At 68.2% G+C, this 18468-nt stretch carries 15 protein-coding genes and 1 pseudogene; 5 read left to right on the plus strand and 11 right to left on the minus strand.

What is annotated here, in order from left to right:
• Positions 1-102 precede the first annotated feature (102 nt).
• The 3 genes from OG395_RS22735 to OG395_RS22745 form a co-directional block, all read right to left on the minus strand.
• Entirely contained in the window at positions 103-834 is a 732-nt protein-coding gene (locus tag OG395_RS22735; RefSeq protein ID WP_327244600.1) for an Imm52 family immunity protein, read from the minus strand.
• A 25-nt stretch (positions 835-859) separates the two neighbouring features.
• The gene (locus tag OG395_RS22740) at positions 860-3277 is read right to left on the minus strand and encodes a Tox-REase-5 domain-containing protein (protein WP_327244601.1); all 2418 of its coding nucleotides are present in this window, start codon (positions 3275-3277) and stop codon (positions 860-862) included.
• A gap of 126 nt (positions 3278-3403) precedes the next feature.
• Positions 3404-3997, minus strand: a complete 594-nt coding sequence (locus OG395_RS22745; protein ID WP_327244602.1) for a hypothetical protein — start codon at positions 3995-3997, stop codon at positions 3404-3406.
• Positions 3998-4328: 331 nt separating this feature from the next.
• On the opposite strand from OG395_RS22745, the gene OG395_RS22750 reads away from it, so the two are divergent.
• Positions 4329-4559 carry a helix-turn-helix domain-containing protein gene (locus OG395_RS22750; RefSeq protein ID WP_327244603.1) on the plus strand — a complete coding sequence of 77 codons (231 nt, stop codon included), beginning with the start codon at positions 4329-4331 and terminating at the stop codon, positions 4557-4559.
• Positions 4560-4870: 311 nt separating this feature from the next.
• Here OG395_RS22750 and OG395_RS22755 read toward each other — a convergent pair.
• Positions 4871-6035 (minus strand): annotated as a pseudogene (locus tag OG395_RS22755) (IS701 family transposase).
• 103 nt (positions 6036-6138) lie between these two features.
• Here OG395_RS22755 and OG395_RS22760 point away from each other — a divergent pair.
• Together OG395_RS22760 and OG395_RS22765 are read left to right on the plus strand one after the other, a co-directional pair.
• Positions 6139-10707, plus strand: coding sequence for a carboxypeptidase regulatory-like domain-containing protein (locus OG395_RS22760; RefSeq protein ID WP_327244604.1), 4569 nt, complete (start codon positions 6139-6141; stop codon positions 10705-10707).
• A gap of 506 nt (positions 10708-11213) precedes the next feature.
• Positions 11214-11684: a transglycosylase SLT domain-containing protein gene (locus tag OG395_RS22765; RefSeq protein ID WP_327244605.1), complete on the plus strand. Its 471-nt coding sequence runs from the start codon at positions 11214-11216 to the stop codon at positions 11682-11684.
• Positions 11685-11813: 129 nt separating this feature from the next.
• Here the strand turns inward: OG395_RS22765 and OG395_RS22770 are convergent, their stop codons facing one another.
• Both OG395_RS22770 and OG395_RS22775 read right to left on the minus strand, forming a co-directional pair.
• Positions 11814-12686, minus strand: a complete 873-nt coding sequence (locus tag OG395_RS22770; RefSeq protein WP_442818590.1) for an LLM class F420-dependent oxidoreductase — start codon at positions 12684-12686, stop codon at positions 11814-11816.
• Between the two features lie 398 nt (positions 12687-13084).
• Positions 13085-13579 carry an ATP-binding protein gene (locus tag OG395_RS22775; RefSeq protein ID WP_327244606.1) on the minus strand — a complete coding sequence of 165 codons (495 nt, stop codon included), beginning with the start codon at positions 13577-13579 and terminating at the stop codon, positions 13085-13087.
• Between the two features lie 307 nt (positions 13580-13886).
• On the opposite strand from OG395_RS22775, the gene OG395_RS22780 reads away from it, so the two are divergent.
• Together OG395_RS22780 and OG395_RS22785 are read left to right on the plus strand one after the other, a co-directional pair.
• Complete coding sequence (locus tag OG395_RS22780; protein WP_327244607.1) at positions 13887-14738, plus strand: helix-turn-helix domain-containing protein; 852 nt, start codon at positions 13887-13889, stop codon at positions 14736-14738.
• Positions 14739-14749: 11 nt separating this feature from the next.
• Positions 14750-14941, plus strand: a complete 192-nt coding sequence (locus tag OG395_RS22785) for a hypothetical protein (RefSeq protein WP_327244608.1) — start codon at positions 14750-14752, stop codon at positions 14939-14941.
• Between the two features lie 62 nt (positions 14942-15003).
• Here the strand turns inward: OG395_RS22785 and OG395_RS22790 are convergent, their stop codons facing one another.
• The 5 genes from OG395_RS22790 to OG395_RS22810 all read right to left on the minus strand — a co-directional run bounded on the left by OG395_RS22790 (position 15004) and on the right by OG395_RS22810 (position 18463).
• Positions 15004-15639 carry an OmpA family protein gene (locus OG395_RS22790; RefSeq protein ID WP_442818767.1) on the minus strand — a complete coding sequence of 212 codons (636 nt, stop codon included), beginning with the start codon at positions 15637-15639 and terminating at the stop codon, positions 15004-15006.
• A 23-nt stretch (positions 15640-15662) separates the two neighbouring features.
• Entirely contained in the window at positions 15663-16280 is a 618-nt protein-coding gene (locus OG395_RS22795; RefSeq protein WP_327244610.1) for a hypothetical protein, read from the minus strand.
• A gap of 31 nt (positions 16281-16311) precedes the next feature.
• A complete protein-coding gene (locus OG395_RS22800; RefSeq protein ID WP_327244611.1) occupies positions 16312-16917 on the minus strand; it encodes a pilus assembly protein TadG-related protein in 606 nt (201 codons plus the stop codon).
• On the minus strand, positions 16917-17147 hold the full coding sequence (locus OG395_RS22805) for a hypothetical protein (protein WP_037688590.1): 231 nt from the start codon (positions 17145-17147) through the stop codon (positions 16917-16919). Before OG395_RS22805 ends, OG395_RS22800 begins: the two co-directional genes overlap by 1 nt.
• A 221-nt stretch (positions 17148-17368) precedes the next feature.
• The gene (locus tag OG395_RS22810; RefSeq protein WP_327244612.1) at positions 17369-18463 is read right to left on the minus strand and encodes a response regulator transcription factor; all 1095 of its coding nucleotides are present in this window, start codon (positions 18461-18463) and stop codon (positions 17369-17371) included.
• Between the last annotated feature and the right edge of the window lie 5 nt (positions 18464-18468).

Raw genomic sequence — 18468 nt, forward strand, 5'->3', positions numbered from 1 at the left:
CAGGAGGGGGCGGGGCCTTCCTCCTGACCGGCCCGGTAGTGCTGTGACGGCTGTCTGTTCAGGGTCGCGGCCGGCTGTCCCGCGGCACGACCTGCCGAAGTACTACGGGAACGTGGCCCGGTCGAACGGGACCGTCAGCGGCTCCAGCGCCCCGGCCGCCAGCAGCTGCCTGTTCACCTCGGTGATCGTGTCGATTCCGGGCAGCTCCGTGCCACCACGCGTGAGATCGACGACCAGGCCGCCATCTGCCGTACGGGTGTACGTCCCCGGCAGCCCCTCCGGTACGCGGTCCGCCCGGCCCGGCGACAGATACACCGACCGGCCGGCGCGCGGGGCGCCGGCCCGGAGCCCGAACTCCGTCTTCACCGCACGGAACTCCTCCCTGCTGTACGCCTCGCCCCAGTCCGGGCCCCAGCAGGAGACGAGCGCCTCCAGAACGGCCGTGGAGCGGCGCACCAGTTCCGGCGCATCGTCCGCGGCCGAGACGAGCCCCACCACGCACGAGTCGGGCGCCCGGTTCGCCGATCCTCCCGCGGTGACGGAGACGGTCACCTTCACCGTGTCCAGCCGTCCCGACCACAGGGACGCGGTGTAGCCGATGTAGGGGGCGTCCGAGTCCGGGTTGGTGAGCAGGAGGTACTCCGTCAGCGTGGGTACGTCGAGCTCCACCGGCGGTGCCGTCGGGTCGTCCTCCGCCTCCGCCGCCCGCCAGGTCCCGCAGGCATCGGCATCGATGCCGCCGAGGGTACGGAGCAGGGGCCCCCAGCGCTCGGCGAGTTCCTGCGGGTCCTCCTTCCGCACGCCCCACAGCCCGTGGACCGTGACATTCAGCAACGGGGTCTCCTCTCACGCTGCCCGGTCAGGGCTTCACCGGGGTGGGCTCCACAGTAATGTCGAGGCCCCGGTCGTCGAACATCTCCTGCGTGGCCCGGGCCACATCGGGGTCCGACATGTGCCAGACCACGGGCTTTCCGCGCGCGGCGTCGAGCTGCCGTGTCGCCTGCTGCACCCAGCGGTTGGTCGCCAGGCTGGTGAGCTGACCCGTCGCCTCGTTGTAGAACCGGGGCCCGCGGTAGCCCCACTTCGTCTCGATGTACGTCTGGTTCGCGGAGTCCCAACCGTCGAACTCGACGGGCTTGCCGTCCATCTTGTCGAGCGGGACCTCGTACTCCTTGCCGCGCTTCACGCCGGAGACCTGCTCCTGGTAGCGGGCGCCCATCTCCTGCGGGTACGCGTACGTGTCGGCGCTCTTCGACTTCCACTTGCCGTCGCCGAGGTCCTTGGTGCCCGCCCGCGGGTTCTTGAGCTGGTCGTACCAGGACGGCTTCTCCATCTTCGCGAGCCGCTTCCGCTCGGCCTCGCGCTTGGCGTCCTTGGCCGCCTTGTCGGCGTCGTCCGCGTCCTTCTTCGCCTGCTTGGCCGCCTCGACCTCATCCGGTGAGGCCTCGCAGCCCTCGGCACGGAAGCCAGTGGGGAAGGTGGCGTATCCGGCGTACGTGGCCCGTGTGTCGCCGGATGTCGTCGTACGTGTCGTCGTGGCTGCTGTCGTGCCTGCCGTCGTGCGTACGGAGGCCGTGGTGACCGTGGTGGCACCCGGCCGGATGCCCGTACGGCCGAGAGGGCCCGCGCCGATCGGGCAGCCCTTGCTCTCGACCTTCTTCTCCAGGTCGTCGGCGTGCTGACGCGCCTCCTTCGCCGCCTTCTCCGCGCCGCCCACATCGCCGGCCTTGGCAAGCTTCTTGGCCTTGGAGGCGGCTTCAGAGGCCTTCTGGGCCAGCTCACCGACCTTGCCGAGCTTCCCGAGCTTGCCCAGCTTTCCGACCTTGCCGATCAGCTTGGCTTCGCCGTAGCCGGGGATGAAGAGCGAGCCGATGTTCCAGAGACCGGTGCCGATCGCCTGGCCCTCGTTGCCGTTCTTCCACATGTCACGGACTTCGTCGCCGATGAACATGTCGTCGAGGACCTTCAGGCCCGTTCCACCGGACGCCTTGGTCCAGTCCCAGACGGCGCCGAGGTAGTCACCCTTGGACCACTTGTCGCCCGCGTCCTTGGAGTCCTCGACCCACTTGTCGCCGAGGCTCTTGCCGTAGTCCATCAGGCCGTTCCACGCCTTGATGGGGTGGATGATCGTGTCGAAGGTGCCGGTGATATCGCCCCACAGGCCGTCGCCGACCAGACCCTTGAAGAAGCCGCCGGTCTGGTGGGCGGCGCACGAGAAGAACGCTCCGACGCCGGAGGTGCAGCTCTCGTCGTCCTTCTTGTCCTGGGTGCCGTCGTAGTCGCCGTAGTCGGCGTCCGGACCCTCGGTGGGGTCCATGTCGTCGCCGCCCTCGTCGACGTCGCCGTCCTGGGTCGTGGTGTCGGTGCCGCCCGAGCCGGTGGTCCCGCCGTTCCCGCCGGTGCTGTCGGATCCGCCCGAGGCGCCGGAGCCCTCGGTGGAGCCGCCCGCGCCGTTGGTTCCGCCCGACGCGTCGGAGCCTCCCGAGTCCGACCCGCCGGAGTCCGAGCCCCCGGACGCGGCCGATCCGCCGGAGTCCGTGCCCCCGCCCGCGACCGCGCCGCCCGAGTCCGTGCCCCCGCCGGATGCCGTACCCCCGCCGTTCGTCCCGCCCCCGGCCTCCACGTCACCGCCACCCGGCGCCGGGCACGCGCTGCCGGTCAGTTGGCAGATCGCGCTCCGGATCTCCCCGGTCAGCTGGGCGCCGATCCCCGTCGCCACGAGGCCGCCGATGAGGGCCACGACCACCAGGACCATGCCCAGGTACTCCATGGCGGTCTGGCCGCCGTCCCGGCGCCACTTGATCATCCGCGCGATGCTGAACGGCCGGTGCGGCTGCCGCTGCTCCAGGGGGAGTTCGAACCAGTCGCGGGAGGACGGACGGAACAGCAGCACGACGATCACGACCGGCATCACCAGCTGCGTCGCCCCGCGCCCGCCGCCCGCGCCCAGCGTCGCCAGCGCACCGAGGGTGAGCCAGACGTGGACGGCGAGGAGCCCGCGCCAGATCCAGATGCCGCCGGTACGCAGGTACAGCGAGAGGACGAAGGCACAGACGCTCGGCAGTGCCGCGTACAGCAGCAGTCCGATCAGCTTTCCGTCGACCTCGTTGATCGACGACGCCACCGTGAGCACACCGATGCCGCCCAGGACCGCGAAGACGAACAGCGTCCGGACGAGAATCAGCACCGCCTGCAGCGGGCGCGGCAGCGACTGCCTGCCGGAACGGGTCAGGGAGACGCCGCCGCCCGGAACTGCTATTCCGCCTGTGCCAGACACGACGAGTCCCCCAACTGGTCGGCATGTGGCCAGACTTGGGCCACTTCATTTATCCGACCACATCGCCCCGTCCAGGGCATGGGCCCCAGGGCCCAAACCCGGCCCCGAGCTCCCGGACTGCCCGCCCTACCTGCTGGGAACCTCGCTCCCGAACAGCATCCATGGCGACTGCTCGAAGGCCCTCACCCCCGACAACTGCGGCTGCACGTCCGCAACCTCATGCCGCACGGCGAGTGTGTCGGGCCAACTGTCGAAGAGCGTCGCGCCGTTGACGATGACCGCCCGCCAGTCGGTCGCCGCCGACGCACCATCCCGGTCGACCACGAAGCCGATGCAGAGCAGGGAAGCCCTGCCGATCGCCTCCCAGATCGCGCGTACGGCCAGTTCCAGCTCGTCCCGGGACAGCCGGCCCAGCCCGAATTCGAGAGAGACGACGCCGTCCCGCGTGCGGCGGATGCGCACATGGATCTCCGCGCCGCGCTTCACCCAGAGCAGGAACCCGATCTCGTCGAGCCGCTGCAGGCCCGCCAGGAGCACGAGCTGCTCCCTGGTCACCCACGACTGGGTCATCGCAGGCTCGGGTCCCGGGGTGACGAGGGTGATGCGCCGGGTGGTGGGGTGGGTGATCCGCAGTCCGGCCGCATCGAGATCACCGAGCAGCGACTCGGCATCGGGGCGGCTCCAGCCAAGGTGGTACGAGTAGAAGAATCCGTCACTCATCGACACTTCACCTCATCGGTGTGGGGGCACCTCGCCAGTACGAATGGAGCGTGAAGTTCTCCGTGCGCGCGGGCATGCCGGATTGCCGCTTCGGGGCGGCGTCGTCACATGCCTCACGGTTGGTCGTGTACGAGCGTAATGAGCGCGCCGGAACGGGGCTTGGGCCCACGGACCCAAGTCGGCCCCGGACGGAAAGCTGAAGTCCCGGACGGACGACGGCGTTCCGGTCGGCAGGTGGGTGGTTCTCGCCGACAACTCCGATACCCGGAACACCCACCTCGATCGGTAGCCGGCCGAGATACCTCAGGACGCCTCACGCGACAACGCCGACGTGGCCGCCATCACCCGAATCGCAGGCATCCCAGAAGACCTGGAGGTTCTGGACGCCTACTGCGCCACCGGCTCCCTACGTCGAGCCGCCGACCTTCCCCACCTGCACCACAGCAGCGTCGCTCGCCGACTCGAACCGATCGCAAAGACCTTGGGCATCGAACCGACCGAGTCCACCGGGCCGATGCGGGCCGGGCTCGCCCTCACCGCGTGGCGGCTGCTCAACGACTGAGGCAGATGAGTCCGGGCTCTGGCTCCACGTGTGGCCGGAAATCACTCTACTCAGCAGGCCTTACCTTCTCTTTACTGTTGTGGACACGTCACCCGGACCCCGGACGACGAATACGAACCCCTGTACCCCAAACCCCCCACGTGGTCTGAGACATCCCCAGTTTGCCTAGTACTGCAACCGCATGTGGGGGTCATGGCCTCGGCGTTGGTAGTGGCAGCGGCGGGCTCGGGCTTGGCTGCGGCGTCGGAAGTGTGACCAGTGCAGACGGTGCTCGTTGGAATGGCAGTGGGGCGTGATGACGACGTGCCCGATCAGTCGGCGGATCTCCGGGACGCTGAGGGGTATGAGGTCTTGCTCGTCGTTTCCGCTGCCCCTTTTGCGGCTTCTGCGGCGCGGATGGCGGTCAGGTAGGCGAGGGCGGCCATTGCCAGGGTGATGTGCCGGTACCAGGCCCGGTAGAGACGGACCTGGTAGTGGTCCAGGCCGCATTCGCCCTTGGCGATCTGGAAGCATTCCTCCACCTGCCAACGTGCGCCAGCGGTCCTGACCAGGTCTTTCATCCGGGAGGTGACGGGGCCGTAGCAGACGTAGTAGGCGATCTCGGTGGGGTCGCTGATGCTGCGGCGGGCCAGGACCCAGTGCCCGAAGCCGTCCTCCCATGCCGGGCGGATTGCGATCCGGGCCCAGTCGTAGAACCGCTGGCCGTGCGCGCCCGCACCAGCGGAGATCCGTTTCCATGCCTGCCGGGGCACGGCGGTGACCAGGTCGCGGACCTCGGCGTCCGTGCCGCCGGTGGTGGGCACGGTGTCGTTGACCTTGGTGGCCAGGACGTAGGCGACGTGTCGTTCCTCCAGCCAGGCCCGCATGTGTTTGACCTGGCCGTATGCCTCATCCGCGGTGACCCAGGCGAAAGGGACGCGTGCGTCGATCGCGCGTTGCAGCATCCACTTGAAGTGCTCGATCTTCGTGGCGAAGGGCACCTCGTCACCGATCCCGGCCGCCCGGCACCGTTCCCTGTCATCCGTCCAGGAGACAGGGATATACAGCTCGCGGTCGATCAAGGCCCGGCCTGCGGCGGAGGCGTAGGCCAGGAACGTGCCGATCTGGCAGTTCTCCGTGCGCCCGGCCGTTCCGGAGTACTGCCGCTGGACCCCGGCCGACTTGACGCCCTTCTTCAGGAAGCCGGTGTCGTCCCCGATCAGTACCGCGTCCTTGCTGCCGATCGTCTCGACGATGAAGTCGCGCACATCGTCGCGGACCGCGTGCTCGTCCCAGTCGGCGAAGTTCAGCAGCCGCTGGAAACCGTCCGGGCGACGCTGGCTCGGCCTGCTCAGCCAGCGTCCACCCATTCTTCCTTTCCAGCGGCGCGAGCAACGTGGACAGGTAGTCCAACGCCCGCTCACGTGGCTCCGACCGGCCAAAACGTCCCGCAAACCGGGCATGAAGCCCGGCTATCCCATCGGACCAGCCCTCGATCTGCGCGACCGTCAGCGATTCATCACACAGTCAGCCCAACGACCAAAACGACGACCCGTCACGCCACATGCGGTTGCAGTACTAGGCACGGAGGAAATGTCCCATGCGACGTACACGACGAAGAACGATACGAGCGGGACTGGTGGCAGTCCTGGCCATGTTGGCCCTGCTCGTCGGTGGCCTACCAGCCATGGCGAAGCCCGCCGACACGGCGCCCGCCGCACCCGTAGACCGGCCGGCCGCGAAGGCGCAGGTACGCGACGCGGTGCAACACGACCTCTCCCCGAAGCTGCGTGACATCTCCGCGAAGCCTGGCGGTACCAAGCGCAGCAGCGCCAAGCCCTCCGTACAGCCGGCCCATTCGCTGGAGCGCGCCGCCGTCGACCCGTCCGCGAAGGAGGGCAGCAGCCAGGTCCAGCGTGGCTTCACCGCCAGCCAGGTACCCGAGTTCAAGGCCAGCTTCGAAGGCGTCGGCAACGTCGACGGGGTGCTTCCGCCGGACACCAACGGCGATGTCGGCCCCAACCACTACGTCCAGATGGTCAACCTCCACTACGCCGTGTTCGACAAGAGCGGCAACAAGCTGCTCGGGCCACTGCCGGGCAATGCGGTCTTCGCCGGCTTCGGCGGACCGTGCGAGACCAGGAACGACGGCGACCCGGTGGTCCTCTACGACGAGACCGCCGATCGTTGGATGATCACCCAGTTCGCCCTGCCCGGCGGATCCGCCGGCAACCACCAGTGCATGGCGATCTCGCAGACCCCGGACCCGACCGGGGCCTTCTACCGGTACGACTTCCTCTACCACCAGACCCGGATGAACGACTACCCGAAGTACGGGATCTGGCCGGACGCCTACTACATGACCACCAACGAGTTCGCGCCGTCCTTCGTCGGCGCCGGAGCGGTGGCCTTCGAGCGGGAGAAGATGCTCGCCGGCCAGCCGGCCCGGATGGTGTACTTCCACCTCGGTCCGGACTTCGGCGGCCTGCTGCCCGCCGACGCAGAGGGTCAGGCGCCGCCGGCCGGGGCACCCAACCCGTTCTCCATGTTCGACGACGACGCGTGGGGCACCTCGCCCACCGACCGGCTGCTGATGTGGGACTTCCACGTCGACTGGACCAACCCGGCGAACTCCACCTTCGGCAACAACCTGGCCCCGAACCGCTCCCTGGAGACCGCACCGTTCGACTCGAACATGTGCAACGGCGCCCGGTCCTGCATCCCGCAGCAGGGCACCACGGCGCGGCTGGACGCGATCGCCGACCGGCTGATGTACCGGGCGGCCTACCGCAACTTCGGCGACCACGCCTCCATGGTGCTCAACCACACCGTGGATGTCGGCGGCGACCACGCAGGCGTACGGTGGTACGAACTGCGCAGCAACGCGCCCACCGATTGGGCCATCCATCAGCAGGGCACCTACGCGCCGGACGGCGAGAACCGGTGGATGGCCAGCGCGGCCATGGATGTCACCGGCAACATGGCCATCGGCTACTCGTCATCGGGCAGCACGTCCTTCCCGTCGATCCGGGTGGCCGGGCGACTCTCCGGTGACCCGCTGGGCGAACTGGGGCAGAGCGAGCGGACCCTGATCGCCGGGACCGGCGCACAGACCCACTCGGCGGCCCGCTGGGGCGACTACAGCTCGATGTCGGTGGACCCGACGGACGGCTGTACGTTCTGGTTCACCTCCGAGTACATGTCCCAGACCAGCTCCGCCAACTGGCAGACCCGCATCGGCGCGATGAAGTTCCCCAACTGCGTGAACGGCCCGCGGGGTGAGGTGAACGGCAAGGTCACCAAGTCCGGTGGCGGAGCGATCGCCGGTGCGACGGTCCGTGTCGGCGGTAGCGGCACCGTCACCGACGACCAGGGCGGGTACAAGCTGACCCTGCCGGCTGGTCAGCACGAGGCGACCGCTTCGGCATTCGGCTACGCGTCGAAGTCCGAGACGGTGACCGTGCCCGACAGTGGCGCGGTGACGGCGAACTTCGCGCTCGACCCGGTTCCGCTGCGCAAGGTCAGCGGCGTGGTGAAGGACGGCTCCGGGCATGGCTGGCCGCTCTACGCGCGCATCGACGTGGCCGGCAAGCCAGGTGGCCCGGTCTTCACCGACCCGGCGACCGGCGCGTACAGCGTCGATCTGCCGCAGGGGGCCGAGTACGGCCTGACGGTCAAGGCGATGTACCCGTCTTACCAGCAGGGCACGGCACAAGTCACCGTCAGTGACAGCAACCTGGTGCGGAACTTCGACCTGGCGGTCGAGACCTCCTGCGACGCCACCGGGTACAAGACCGGCTACGGCGAACCGGTCGTCGCCGAGCAGTTCGAGTCCGGGGACACGCCGGCCGACTGGAGCGTGGTGAACACCACCCCCAACGGCGGCTGGGCCTTCACCGACCCGAAGAACCGGGGCAACCTCACCGGCGGCAGCGGCAAGTACGCCATCGCGGACAGCGACAACGCCGGTTCCGGCAAGCCGATGGACACCGCGCTGATCACCCCGGCGATGGACCTGTCCGCCGTACCGGCACCGGTGCTGCGGTTCAACAGCGACTACCGGGCGCTCGGCGGATTCGCCGACGTCGACGTGAGCGTTGACGACGGCACGACCTGGAAGAACGTGTCGCACTGGACCAGCACCAGCCGGCGTGGTCCGGTGCTGGAGGAGATCCCGGTGCCGCAGGCGGCCGGGAAGTCCGACGTGCGGATCCGGTTCCACTACCAGGCCACCTACGCATGGTGGTGGGAGCTGGACAACGTGTCGGTCGTCAACCGGACCTGCGACCCGATCCCGGGTGGTCTGGTGGTCGGTCGGGTGCTGGACGGCAACACCGGCGCCGGGCTCAACGATGCGACAGTGACCAGCGAGGACAAGCCGGCGGAGAAGACGGTGACCGGCCCGACTCCGGACGACGCCAAACTCGGCGACGGCTTCTACTGGATGTTCTCGACCCTGACCGGAAACCACCCGTTCACCGGGGCGAAAAACCAGTACAAATCGGCCACGTCCACGGTGGGTGTGGCGGCTGACCGGGCCACGCGGGAGGACTTCGCTCTCAAGGCGGGCCGGCTGACCATCACCCCGCCATCGGTGGAGAGCAGCCTCACGCTGGGCCAGACCAAGACGGCGACGACGACAATCCGCAACGACGGCACCGCACCGGCCACGTTTGAGCTGTCCGAGCGGGCCGGCAACTCCGACGTCCTCGGTAAACGTGGCGCGCGCCTGCAGAACATCCGGGTCAAGGGGGGCGGCGTATCGCCCGCCTGGCGGGGCGACAGCAAGCCCGGCGACGTCCTGGAGCCGACCCCGTACGCGCCGCCGTGGATCAACACGGCCAACTACCCGATCAAGGTCATGGACAACGCCGTGGCCGCGTACGACGGAAAGGTGTACTCGGTCGGCGGAACCGACGGCGCCGCCAACCTCGCCAACAGCTACGTGTACGACCCGGCGGCGAACACCTGGACGAAGATCGCCGACATGCCGACGGCCCTGGAGAAGCCGGCAGCGGCGTTCGTCGACGGCAAGCTCTACGTCTTCGGTGGCTGGGACCCGGCGGGCAACACGTCGGCAAAGGTCTACGCCTACGACCCCGGTACCAACGCGTGGGAGACCCGGGCCGGCACCAACCCGGCCCCGCGGGCCGCGCCCGGCATCGGGGTGGTCGACGGCCAGATCTACCTGGTCGGCGGCTGCGTGGACGGAACCTGCAACAAGTCCAATGTGACCGTCCGGTACAACCCGGGGGCCGACACGTTCACCACGGTCGCCGCGTACCCGGTCGCGGTGGCGTGGCAGGGCTGCGGCGGGATCGACGGCACGCTCTACTGCACCGGCGGCAACGGGCCGACGACGCTGAAGAGCACGTACGCCTACAACCCGGGCGCAAACACCTGGACCCAGATGGCCGACCTGCCGGTCGACGCCTGGGGAACGGCCGCGGACACCGCGAACGGCCTGCTGATGGTCTCCACCGGTGTCATCAACAACTCCACCACGGTCACCAACCAGGGCTGGGCGTACGACCCGGCAGCCAACTCCTGGTCGGCGCTGCCCAACGCCAACTTCGCCCGCTACCGGGCGGGTGCGGCGTGCGGGTTCGTCAAGGTCGGTGGCTCGACCGGCGGCTTCACCCCGACACCGGACAGCGAACTGCTGCCCGGTTTCGACCAGTGCGCCACTGTCACCGACGTACCGTGGCTGTCCGCGTCCCCGACCTCGGCGACGCTGCAGCCCGGGCAGAGCATCACGGTGAACGTAAGGTTTGATGCCTCCACGGCGGCGGGCGTGCAGCAGCCCGGCAAGTACACCGCCCAGCTCGGCATCAAGTCGGACACCCCGCCCGTGGCACCGATCGACGTGACGATGACCGTGCAGCCGCCCAAGGACTGGGGCAAGGCGACGGGCGTCGTCACCGGCGTCGACTGCCGTGGCAACAGCACCGCGCTGCGCGGGGCGACCGTCCAGATCAACGGCAAGAAGGGCTGGACCCACACCCTGAAGACCGATGCGGATGGCCGGTATGCCATCTGGGCTCCGAGGGACAACCCGGTCGAGATCATCGCGGCTCAGGATGGCTGGAAGCCGCAGTCCAGGATGGTGAACCTCAAGGCGGGCGAGGCGGTGACCACCGACTTCGTCCTCCGCCCCACCGCTTGCTGAGAGGAGTCTGATCCACCGGGCCCGCGCCGTTCACCGGCGCGGGCCCTTCCCGTCTCCACTTACAACAGCCCTGCCTTCATGCGGCCGCGTAACGCCGAATCGGCCCTGTTGCACGACGTCGACACGAGATCGGCCGCAGGCCGGCCACCGGTCGGAACTCCTTGCCGATTCGCGCCGATAATCGCCACCCCACCATCAATACATTGCGTTTATTCAGCATTACGGTGAGCGAATAGGGCGTCCTTTATATGACGCAGACCACGTGACCCACGCCACTCTTGCCCCGATTCGCGGCATTTGCCGTGTGGAGTGGGCCACGTGACGGCCGTCACTCCGAAGCCGAATAGTAGAGCCACTGGGACTCTGTCCGCAGCCTTGACGGCGCTTCTCCCGATCATTTCCGGCACCCAGTACGAATCCGGTTAGTAAAGGGGGGTCATTGACCGGGGATTTGTCCTCGATTAACAATTCTTGGCATCACCCCCCGACGGAAGAGGAATTACCGAATGCAGTTCACCGCGATGTCCACGAAGTTCGCCCGCATGGCCAAGACCAAGAAGATCTCGATGGGCATGCTCGCCGCTGGTGCCGCAGTCGTGGCCGGCACCGTCGCAGGCGCCCCGGCCGCCTCGGCCGCCACCCCCGCCCAGTCCGGCGGCGGCAACGTCGACGCCTGGATCAACGAGTCGCTCAAGGTCATGCACGCGAAGGGCATCCCGGGAACCTACGAAGGCATCCGCAAAAACCTGATGCGCGAGTCCTCCGGCAACCCCCACGCCATCAACAACTGGGACTCCAACGCCACCAAGGGCATCCCGTCCAAGGGCCTGCTCCAGGTCATCGACCCCACGTTCAACTCGTACCACGTCAGCGGCACCTCCAAGAACATCTACGACCCGGTCGCCAACATCACCGCCGCCGCCAACTACGCCGCCCACCGCTACGGCTCCATCGACAACGTCAACTCGGCCTACTGACCGAACGTGTCGGTTGCACAGCCGAACCCGGTCAGGACCTGCCCAAGGGCCCGGCCATGCGGACCCGCCCTCAGCCTGCCCGGTCAGACCTGGAACCGGTGATCCCGTGGCCGGCCGCGTAACGGGGCTCTACTGGCCGATCGTGGCGAGCCTGGGAACGATGCGCGCGACGACCTGCTCGGCGAAGCTGACCGGGTGCCGGTCCGGCAGCACCTGGACCGCGCTGATGCCGAGCTCCGCATACGCCTCGACGTCGGCGAGAAACGCGTCGGTCTCGTCCAGGACCGGCCTGCTGAACATCAAGGTCTTCTCGATGGCGTCGTAGTCACGCCCCACCGCCGCACAGTGCTCCCGCAGGACGTCGAGCTTGTGGGCCACCTCGTCGACGTCGGTGGCGAACAGGTTGCACGCGTCCGCGTACCGGGCGACCAGCCGCAGCGTCTTCTTCTCGCCCCCGCCGCCGATCATGATCGGCGGCCGCTCCCCGATCGGCTCCGGCACGCAGAGCGTCTCGGCCAGCTTGTAGTGCCGCCCCTCGTACGGGCCGTCCTCCTCGCTCCACATCTGCAGGCAGATCTGGAGCGTCTCCTCCAGCCGCTCGAACCGCTCAGCCACCGGGACGACCGGCACCCCGAGCCCGCGCTGCTCCCGCTCGTACCAGGAGGCGCCGAGCCCGAGCACCGCCCGGCCGCCGGAGAGCACATCGAGACTGGTGACGATCTTCGCGAGCAGGCCCGGGTAGCGGTACATCACGCCCGTGACCATCAGCCCGAGCGTCATCCGTTGGGTCAGCGCGGCCACGTACCCGAGGGTCGTGTACCCCTCCAGCATCGGCTCGTCGGCCGCGCTCTGCGGGGTCTCCATCTGGAAGTAGTGGTCCATCACCGTGAACGACGCGACCCCGCCCTGGTCGGCGATCCGCGCCGACTCGCCGAGCGTGGGCGCGATGAGTGCGGGATCGGCCGGCTGCGAGTAGTTCCAGTAGTGCAGACCGAGCTTCACGTCCACTCCTCCACGCCGGACACCTTCGGCAACCTTGTGCAGTCCTCGTCATGTTAGGCGCGTCCGGCCGTACGGGCATGGCCTGTACGGCCGGACGGGTGCCGAGGCCAACGTGATCGGCGACGACGGCCTTGCCGAACCGGGTGCCGGCTCCATGGCGGCACGAGCGATTCCCGCGGCCTGCGGGCCTCGGGGGCGCGACCCTCACCCGTTCGGGGCCGCCGACGGTGCGAATGGATCCCTCCGTGCGCTCTCAAGAACTCCAGCCGGGAGAGAAGCTCCGTCCGGCGCGACCGGCTCTTCGAAGTCCTCTTCCGGCCGGCCGACGCCGCGTAGGAGGCCACGGGCTCTCCTTCCGTGGCCCCTGCGGCGCTCGTTCCCCCGCCACTCGGGCCCGGTCAGCGCGGCAGCGCCACCCAGGACTTGGTGCCCGCGTGCGGCGGCAGCGCGTCGCAGGCACCCCATTCCCCGCCCCAGTCGTCCACGACCGCCGCCAGCAGCCACAGGGCCTGTCGACGCCGCGTCTCGCAGAGGGTGACAGCGTCCGGGTCGGAGTGGCGCGGGTGCTGGTCCCAGACGACGATGCGGAGCGCGTTGTCGCGCTGTCGAGCGGAGACGTACAGCTCCTGGCCCGGGGTCATGGTGGAGGTGACGCCGACCAGTTCGCTCACCACGAGCGCGGCCGGCCAGATGTAGGGAGTGAGCGCGTACGCGTGCAGCGAGGCCGTGATCGCGTCGCGTCCGATCGCCGCGCTCCGCGGATCACCGGGAAGAGTGAGACTGAGCGCGAGCCCACGCTCGGAGCGGCGCCTCGGGTACGCGGTCCGGTACGGGTCGGGTGCGGGCTCCTCAGTGGCTACCGGGCAGAGCGCGGCACGCGGAGATTGCGGCATGACTGACTCCCCTTGTACGGGTGACGAGTTGGCGGTCTCTCTATCGCGTCGATGCGCACAGGTGGCTCGTGCGCTGCTGAATGAGCAGTGGCTTGTCTCCCTGGCGCGGGACGCCCCTCCCAGGGCAGGAGGTTGCGGGCAGGACCGCGCGATGCACTTCCGACTCATCGCAACGTGAGCAGTGCGTTACCCAATGTAGCGCCCAGAGGGCAAAATAACCCTGCCCACATGGAAACTGGACCCTTTCGTGGCCGGGTCGCACGCACAGGCGGCAGACTGCCGGTGACCGCATGCGGAAAGGAACGGCATGGCAGCAAGGACGTCGCCTACCGAACGCCAGAAGCGGCTTGGGGCCGAACTGCGGAGAATGCGCACATCGGCCGACGTCTCGGCCGAGTTCGCGGCTGGTCTGCTCGGTGTGGACCGCGGAAAGATCTCGAACATCGAGTCGGGGGCACGCCCCATCAGCCCGGACCGCCTGCGCACGTTGGCCTGCAATTGCGCCTGCACGGACGACAAGTACGTCGACGCGCTCGTCGAAATGGCTCAGCCGCGAAGTCGCGGATGGTGGGAGAGATACCGGGGGTCACTACCTCAAGGGCTCCTTGATATCGCCGAATTGGAGGCGCACGCTCTCCGCATGCGGGCTGCGTACTCCATGCACATCCCGGGCCTGCTCCAGACCTCGGACCATGCCCTGGCCGTGTTCCGCGTGGTGATCCCCCAGTTGCCGGAACGCGAGATCGCACTGCGTCTGGCCCATCGCGTGGAGCGCCAGGAGGTCCTGGACGGGGACCCGCCACCGCCGTACACCGGCATCGTCCATGAGGCCGCGCTCCGCATGCAGTTCGGCGGCCGAGGGGTGGCTCGCGCCCAGCTCCAGCATCTGCTGAAGAAGTCCGAACAGCCGAACGTGACGCTGCTGGTCATCCCGTTCGAGGCAGGCGCGTTCCCCGGAGCGGGTCAGACCGTCCTGTACGCGGAGGGACCGGTATCCCAGCTCGACACCGTACAGATCGACAACTCGCACGGGCCCGTCTTCGTCTACTCGGAAGCGCAGTTGGCGAAGTACCGGGCCCACCTGGACTGGATGGAAGGAATCGCACTGCCGCCGAGCGAATCGCGGGACTTCATCCACAACATCGCACGCCAACTCTGAAGGGATCACGGATGCCGGACGTCAACTGGGAAGACGCGTTCTGCGGCGAGGGGAACTCCTGCTACCGGATCGGAACCGATGAGCAGGGCAACAGCTACATCACCATCGCGGGTGCGGAGGAGCACTTCCTCACCGACAGCCGCGAAGCACTCCAGCAGATGATCCGCGACATCAAGGCCGGCGCCGCCGACCACCTGCTGTAGCGGCGCAGGGCCCGGTACCGCGAGGTAGTCGCGGTGCCGGGCCCCGTGCGTACGCGGCTGGGTCAGGAAGCGCTGCCGCGCGGGAAGGAGACCTCCACGCGCCGGTTCTTCTTCCGGCCCTCTTCCGTGCTGTTGTCGGCGATCGGGTACTGCTCGCCGTAACCGCGGATCTCGAAGGTGATCGTCGATCCGAGCGACTCGACCAGCACGCCGTGCACCGCATCGGCCCGCTGCTTGGACAGCACGTCGCCGTGTGCGGAGGACCCGAGATTGTCGGTGAAGCCGAAGACGCGCACCTTGGTGGCGTTCTGCTTCTTGATCTCGGCTGCGACCGCTGCGATGCGGGACTTGGCTGCCGCGCTCAGCTTCGCGCTGTCCTTGCTGAAGAGGACTTCCGCCTGGAGCGCGAACTTGATGCTGGCGTTGCTGTCCTCGCGGCGCTCCTCGCCGCCCTGGTCCTCGACGACCTGGATGATGTCGAGGACTTTGGCCGGGGCGAGTGTGGCCCCCTCGGCCATCTTGAGGTCGGGGTCGTTGCCGTCCACCTTGACGGGCGGCACCGATGACGCCTCGGTGCCGGGCGGCACGCTGGGGCCGTCGTCGGCAATCGCCTGCGCGGTCCCCAGGACGGTGACACTGGCCATCAGCAGTGTGGCCGCGATGACGTGTCCCGCGAGACGCGGTGGCCTGCGGCGCATACGGGTGTGGGTCATGTCGGCCATCACCCGGAGATCTTCAGCGAGGTGGTGGCGAAGGTCGGGAGCATGAAGTCAACTTCGGTCGTGCCGGTGGGGGGAGACGGGAACTGCATGAAGACAGCAGTCGACTTGCCGGGCTGAAGCGGCAGGATTCCCGTGGTGCACAGGCAGCGGCTCTCGGTGTCCCGCAGGATGTAGTAGCGCTTCTTACCGACCTTGTCGATCAGCGCAGCACCGGCGACGGAGTTGGGGTTCTGCCTCACAACGGCTTCTTCGGAGCCGGCCCAGCCCGCAGTGGGCTGCGCCGCATCGCTCCCGTTCTTGATCTCACCCTGCACGGTGACGAAGCCACCAGAGTCACGCTTCACCTGATTGATGACGAGCGTGAGTCCGCCCTGCCCCCTGGCCTCGGCGAGCTTCACATTCGGGTCCACGTTGTCTCCAGCGGCGGTGTCCTCCTGCTTCGCCCCCTTGTCTCCGTCGGAGGACTTGGAGGGCGCGGAGGACGACTCAGAACCCGTGTCCTTCGTCTTTCCGCCACCGTCGTCAGCACCGCACCCGGTGATGACCAGGGCCAATGCTGCTGTCAGCGAGACAGCTGCCACAACCCTTCGGGACTTGGTGGTGCGCCGAATGCTCATGGGTTCTGATTCCTTTAGTCGTCGTTCGCTGTCAGTCGTCGATCAGGTGCACGTCGAAGAGAATCTTGCTCACCTGGGACCAGGGCGGTGGGCTGCCAGGCGCGATTTCGACGACCCCGCCGCCACCGCACTTGAAGATGTACAAGTCCTGGACTCCGTCATCATTGAAGTCCAATGCCTTCCAAGTGCAACGGAACTCGATCTCGGCAGTCGCCTCGGCCGTCGCGACCTTCTTCTTCGAGCCGGGAAGCACAGGCGAGTCCACCGCCTTGAGTCCCTGGACCTCGACCTTGATCCGGTCTCGGTAGCCACCAGGAATCGGCCAGCAGCGCTTTAGATCAGCCTCGTTGGCTGCGGCATACCCCTGAGCGGCAGTGCACCCGCCAACGGGGTGCGCGCGGAGATACAGGTCCAGCGTGTTCCCGGGAAGTGACGCGAGGAACGGCGCCTCGAACTCGTCACGAGCCTGCTGGGCAGCGGCGAGTGCGGCGGCGTCCGCCGCACCCTGGGCCCCATTGCGCAAGGCTGCAGCCTTACCGACAGCGAAGAACGCCAACGCGAGAAAGAGCAGGCCCGCCACCATCACTACATAAATGGGGAAGGCCTGCCCTGAATCGCGGCGTCGACGACCAATCATCAGCCCGCGGTGATGGAGCTCACCAGGCCGGAGATCCGACCCGAGATCGCGCTGCCGATACCCGTCGCCACGATCGCACCGATGATCGCCACGACCACGAGGATGATGCCCAGGTACTCGAACGCGGTCTGACCGCGGTCCTTGGCCTCGTAACGCTTCTGGATCTTGCTGACGGCGGTGTTGGCCCAGCCGTTGACGCGGACGGCGGTCTTCAGGGTGATGTTCGACATGGTGTTCCCCTCCGGGTTCGGCCGACCGGTAGCCGGCCGACTCGCACGTTTCTCTGGTGCCCCCCGCGGTACCGGCTTCCTCCTGGCCGGTCCCGCTGGCGACATGAGAAACATACGGCGGCACACCCTGCCCGCCAGAGGGTCCCAGGGCCCATTCCCGGGCCCAAAAGGGGAGTTGGGTCCCGAGGCCCGCGCTGTTGTCCGATGTCCGGACCTTCGCCTCAGCCACGGCCACCAGTCCCCCGCGCGCCGGGCCCACCCGTCGGGGCCGTGCCGAGCCAGCGGGCGATCGCCTCACTGCGGCTGCCGCTGTGGAGCTTGGTGAAGATGCGGTTGATGTGGTTCTTGACCGTCTTCTCGCTGATGAAGCAGGTGGCGGCGATCTGCTGGTTGCTCATGCCGGACGCGATCAGCTCCATGACCTCCACCTCCCGCGAACTCAGCCCGTACTGCTGCCTGTTGGGTGCCGTTCCCGCCGTCCCGGTCAGTGAAGACTGTGCCACAACCGGTTGCAGATGCGAAAGACCCTGAGCGTTTCGGACCGGTTGTGGCGCAGGTGGAAGCATTTCGGGACCGGAGCCGTGTGCATGCGCACCGTCCTGCTGCGCCACGCCCGCCGGGGGTCCGTCGTATCCAGGCCTCGGGTAGGGGACGCCCGTGGTCAGCGCCGTCCCCAGCCCCTCCGGAAGGGGTTGCCCCTGTGGTGCCGTCCCCTGCCGCATATGGGCCAGGAGCGCGTTCGCCGCAGTCGCGGTGAAGTGGGCGCGGCCGCTCTTGGTGTCCCGTACCGCCTGCACCAGTTGATCCGCCGTGAACTCGCCGTGCACCAGATAGCCACCGGCGCCCAGCCGCAGCGCCTCGTGGACGATCTCGCTCTCGCGGCTGTAGGTCAGCATCATGACGGGGGCGACCCGCACAAGGTGCGGAAGCGCGGAGATGCCGTCGACGCCCGGCATGCGGACGTCGAGCAGGACGACGTCCGGGCGGTGCTGCACGGCCATGTCGTAGGCCTGGCGGCCGTCCACGGCCTCCGCCACGACTTCGATGTCCTCACGGCCGGAGAGCAGCACGCCCAGGCCGGCCCGGACCACGGGGTTGTCGTCGGCGACGACGACCCGCAGGGGGCTGGGGAGAGCCAGGGGCGGGGCTGCGGGGAAGGGAGGTGTGACCTCGGATGCCGCGGGCTGCTGGGGGATGGGGAACCCGGAGGAGCTGAGCTCCGAGGTGAGCGGGGTGATGTGCGAGGACGTGTGCTGGGAGGTGTGGTTCTGTGCCGCCCAGTTCTGGCCCGACGCGCGGGAGACATCGTCCGGCATTCTGC

The sequence above is a fragment of the Streptomyces sp. NBC_01320 genome (genome assembly GCF_035974375.1).
Taxonomy (GTDB): domain Bacteria; phylum Actinomycetota; class Actinomycetes; order Streptomycetales; family Streptomycetaceae; genus Streptomyces; species Streptomyces yanii.

What these genes read in the sequence shown, in the direction of transcription:
- OG395_RS22780 (WP_327244607.1), top strand. Translation starts at nt 13,887, where the DNA reads ATGGCAGCAAGGACGTCGCCTACCGAACGCCAGAAGCGGCTTGGGGCC.
- OG395_RS22765 (WP_327244605.1), top strand. Translation starts at nt 11,214, where the DNA reads ATGCAGTTCACCGCGATGTCCACGAAGTTCGCCCGCATGGCCAAGACC.
- OG395_RS22805 (WP_037688590.1), bottom strand. Translation starts at nt 17,147, where the DNA reads ATGTCGAACATCACCCTGAAGACCGCCGTCCGCGTCAACGGCTGGGCC.
- OG395_RS22775 (WP_327244606.1), bottom strand. Translation starts at nt 13,579, where the DNA reads ATGCCGCAATCTCCGCGTGCCGCGCTCTGCCCGGTAGCCACTGAGGAG.
- OG395_RS22785 (WP_327244608.1), top strand. Translation starts at nt 14,750, where the DNA reads ATGCCGGACGTCAACTGGGAAGACGCGTTCTGCGGCGAGGGGAACTCC.
- OG395_RS22800 (WP_327244611.1), bottom strand. Translation starts at nt 16,917, where the DNA reads ATGATTGGTCGTCGACGCCGCGATTCAGGGCAGGCCTTCCCCATTTAT.
- OG395_RS22795 (WP_327244610.1), bottom strand. Translation starts at nt 16,280, where the DNA reads ATGAGCATTCGGCGCACCACCAAGTCCCGAAGGGTTGTGGCAGCTGTC.
- OG395_RS22745 (WP_327244602.1), bottom strand. Translation starts at nt 3,997, where the DNA reads ATGAGTGACGGATTCTTCTACTCGTACCACCTTGGCTGGAGCCGCCCC.
- OG395_RS22790 (WP_442818767.1), bottom strand. Translation starts at nt 15,639, where the DNA reads ATGCGCCGCAGGCCACCGCGTCTCGCGGGACACGTCATCGCGGCCACA.
- OG395_RS22760 (WP_327244604.1), top strand. Translation starts at nt 6,139, where the DNA reads ATGCGACGTACACGACGAAGAACGATACGAGCGGGACTGGTGGCAGTC.
- OG395_RS22810 (WP_327244612.1), bottom strand. Translation starts at nt 18,463, where the DNA reads ATGCCGGACGATGTCTCCCGCGCGTCGGGCCAGAACTGGGCGGCACAG.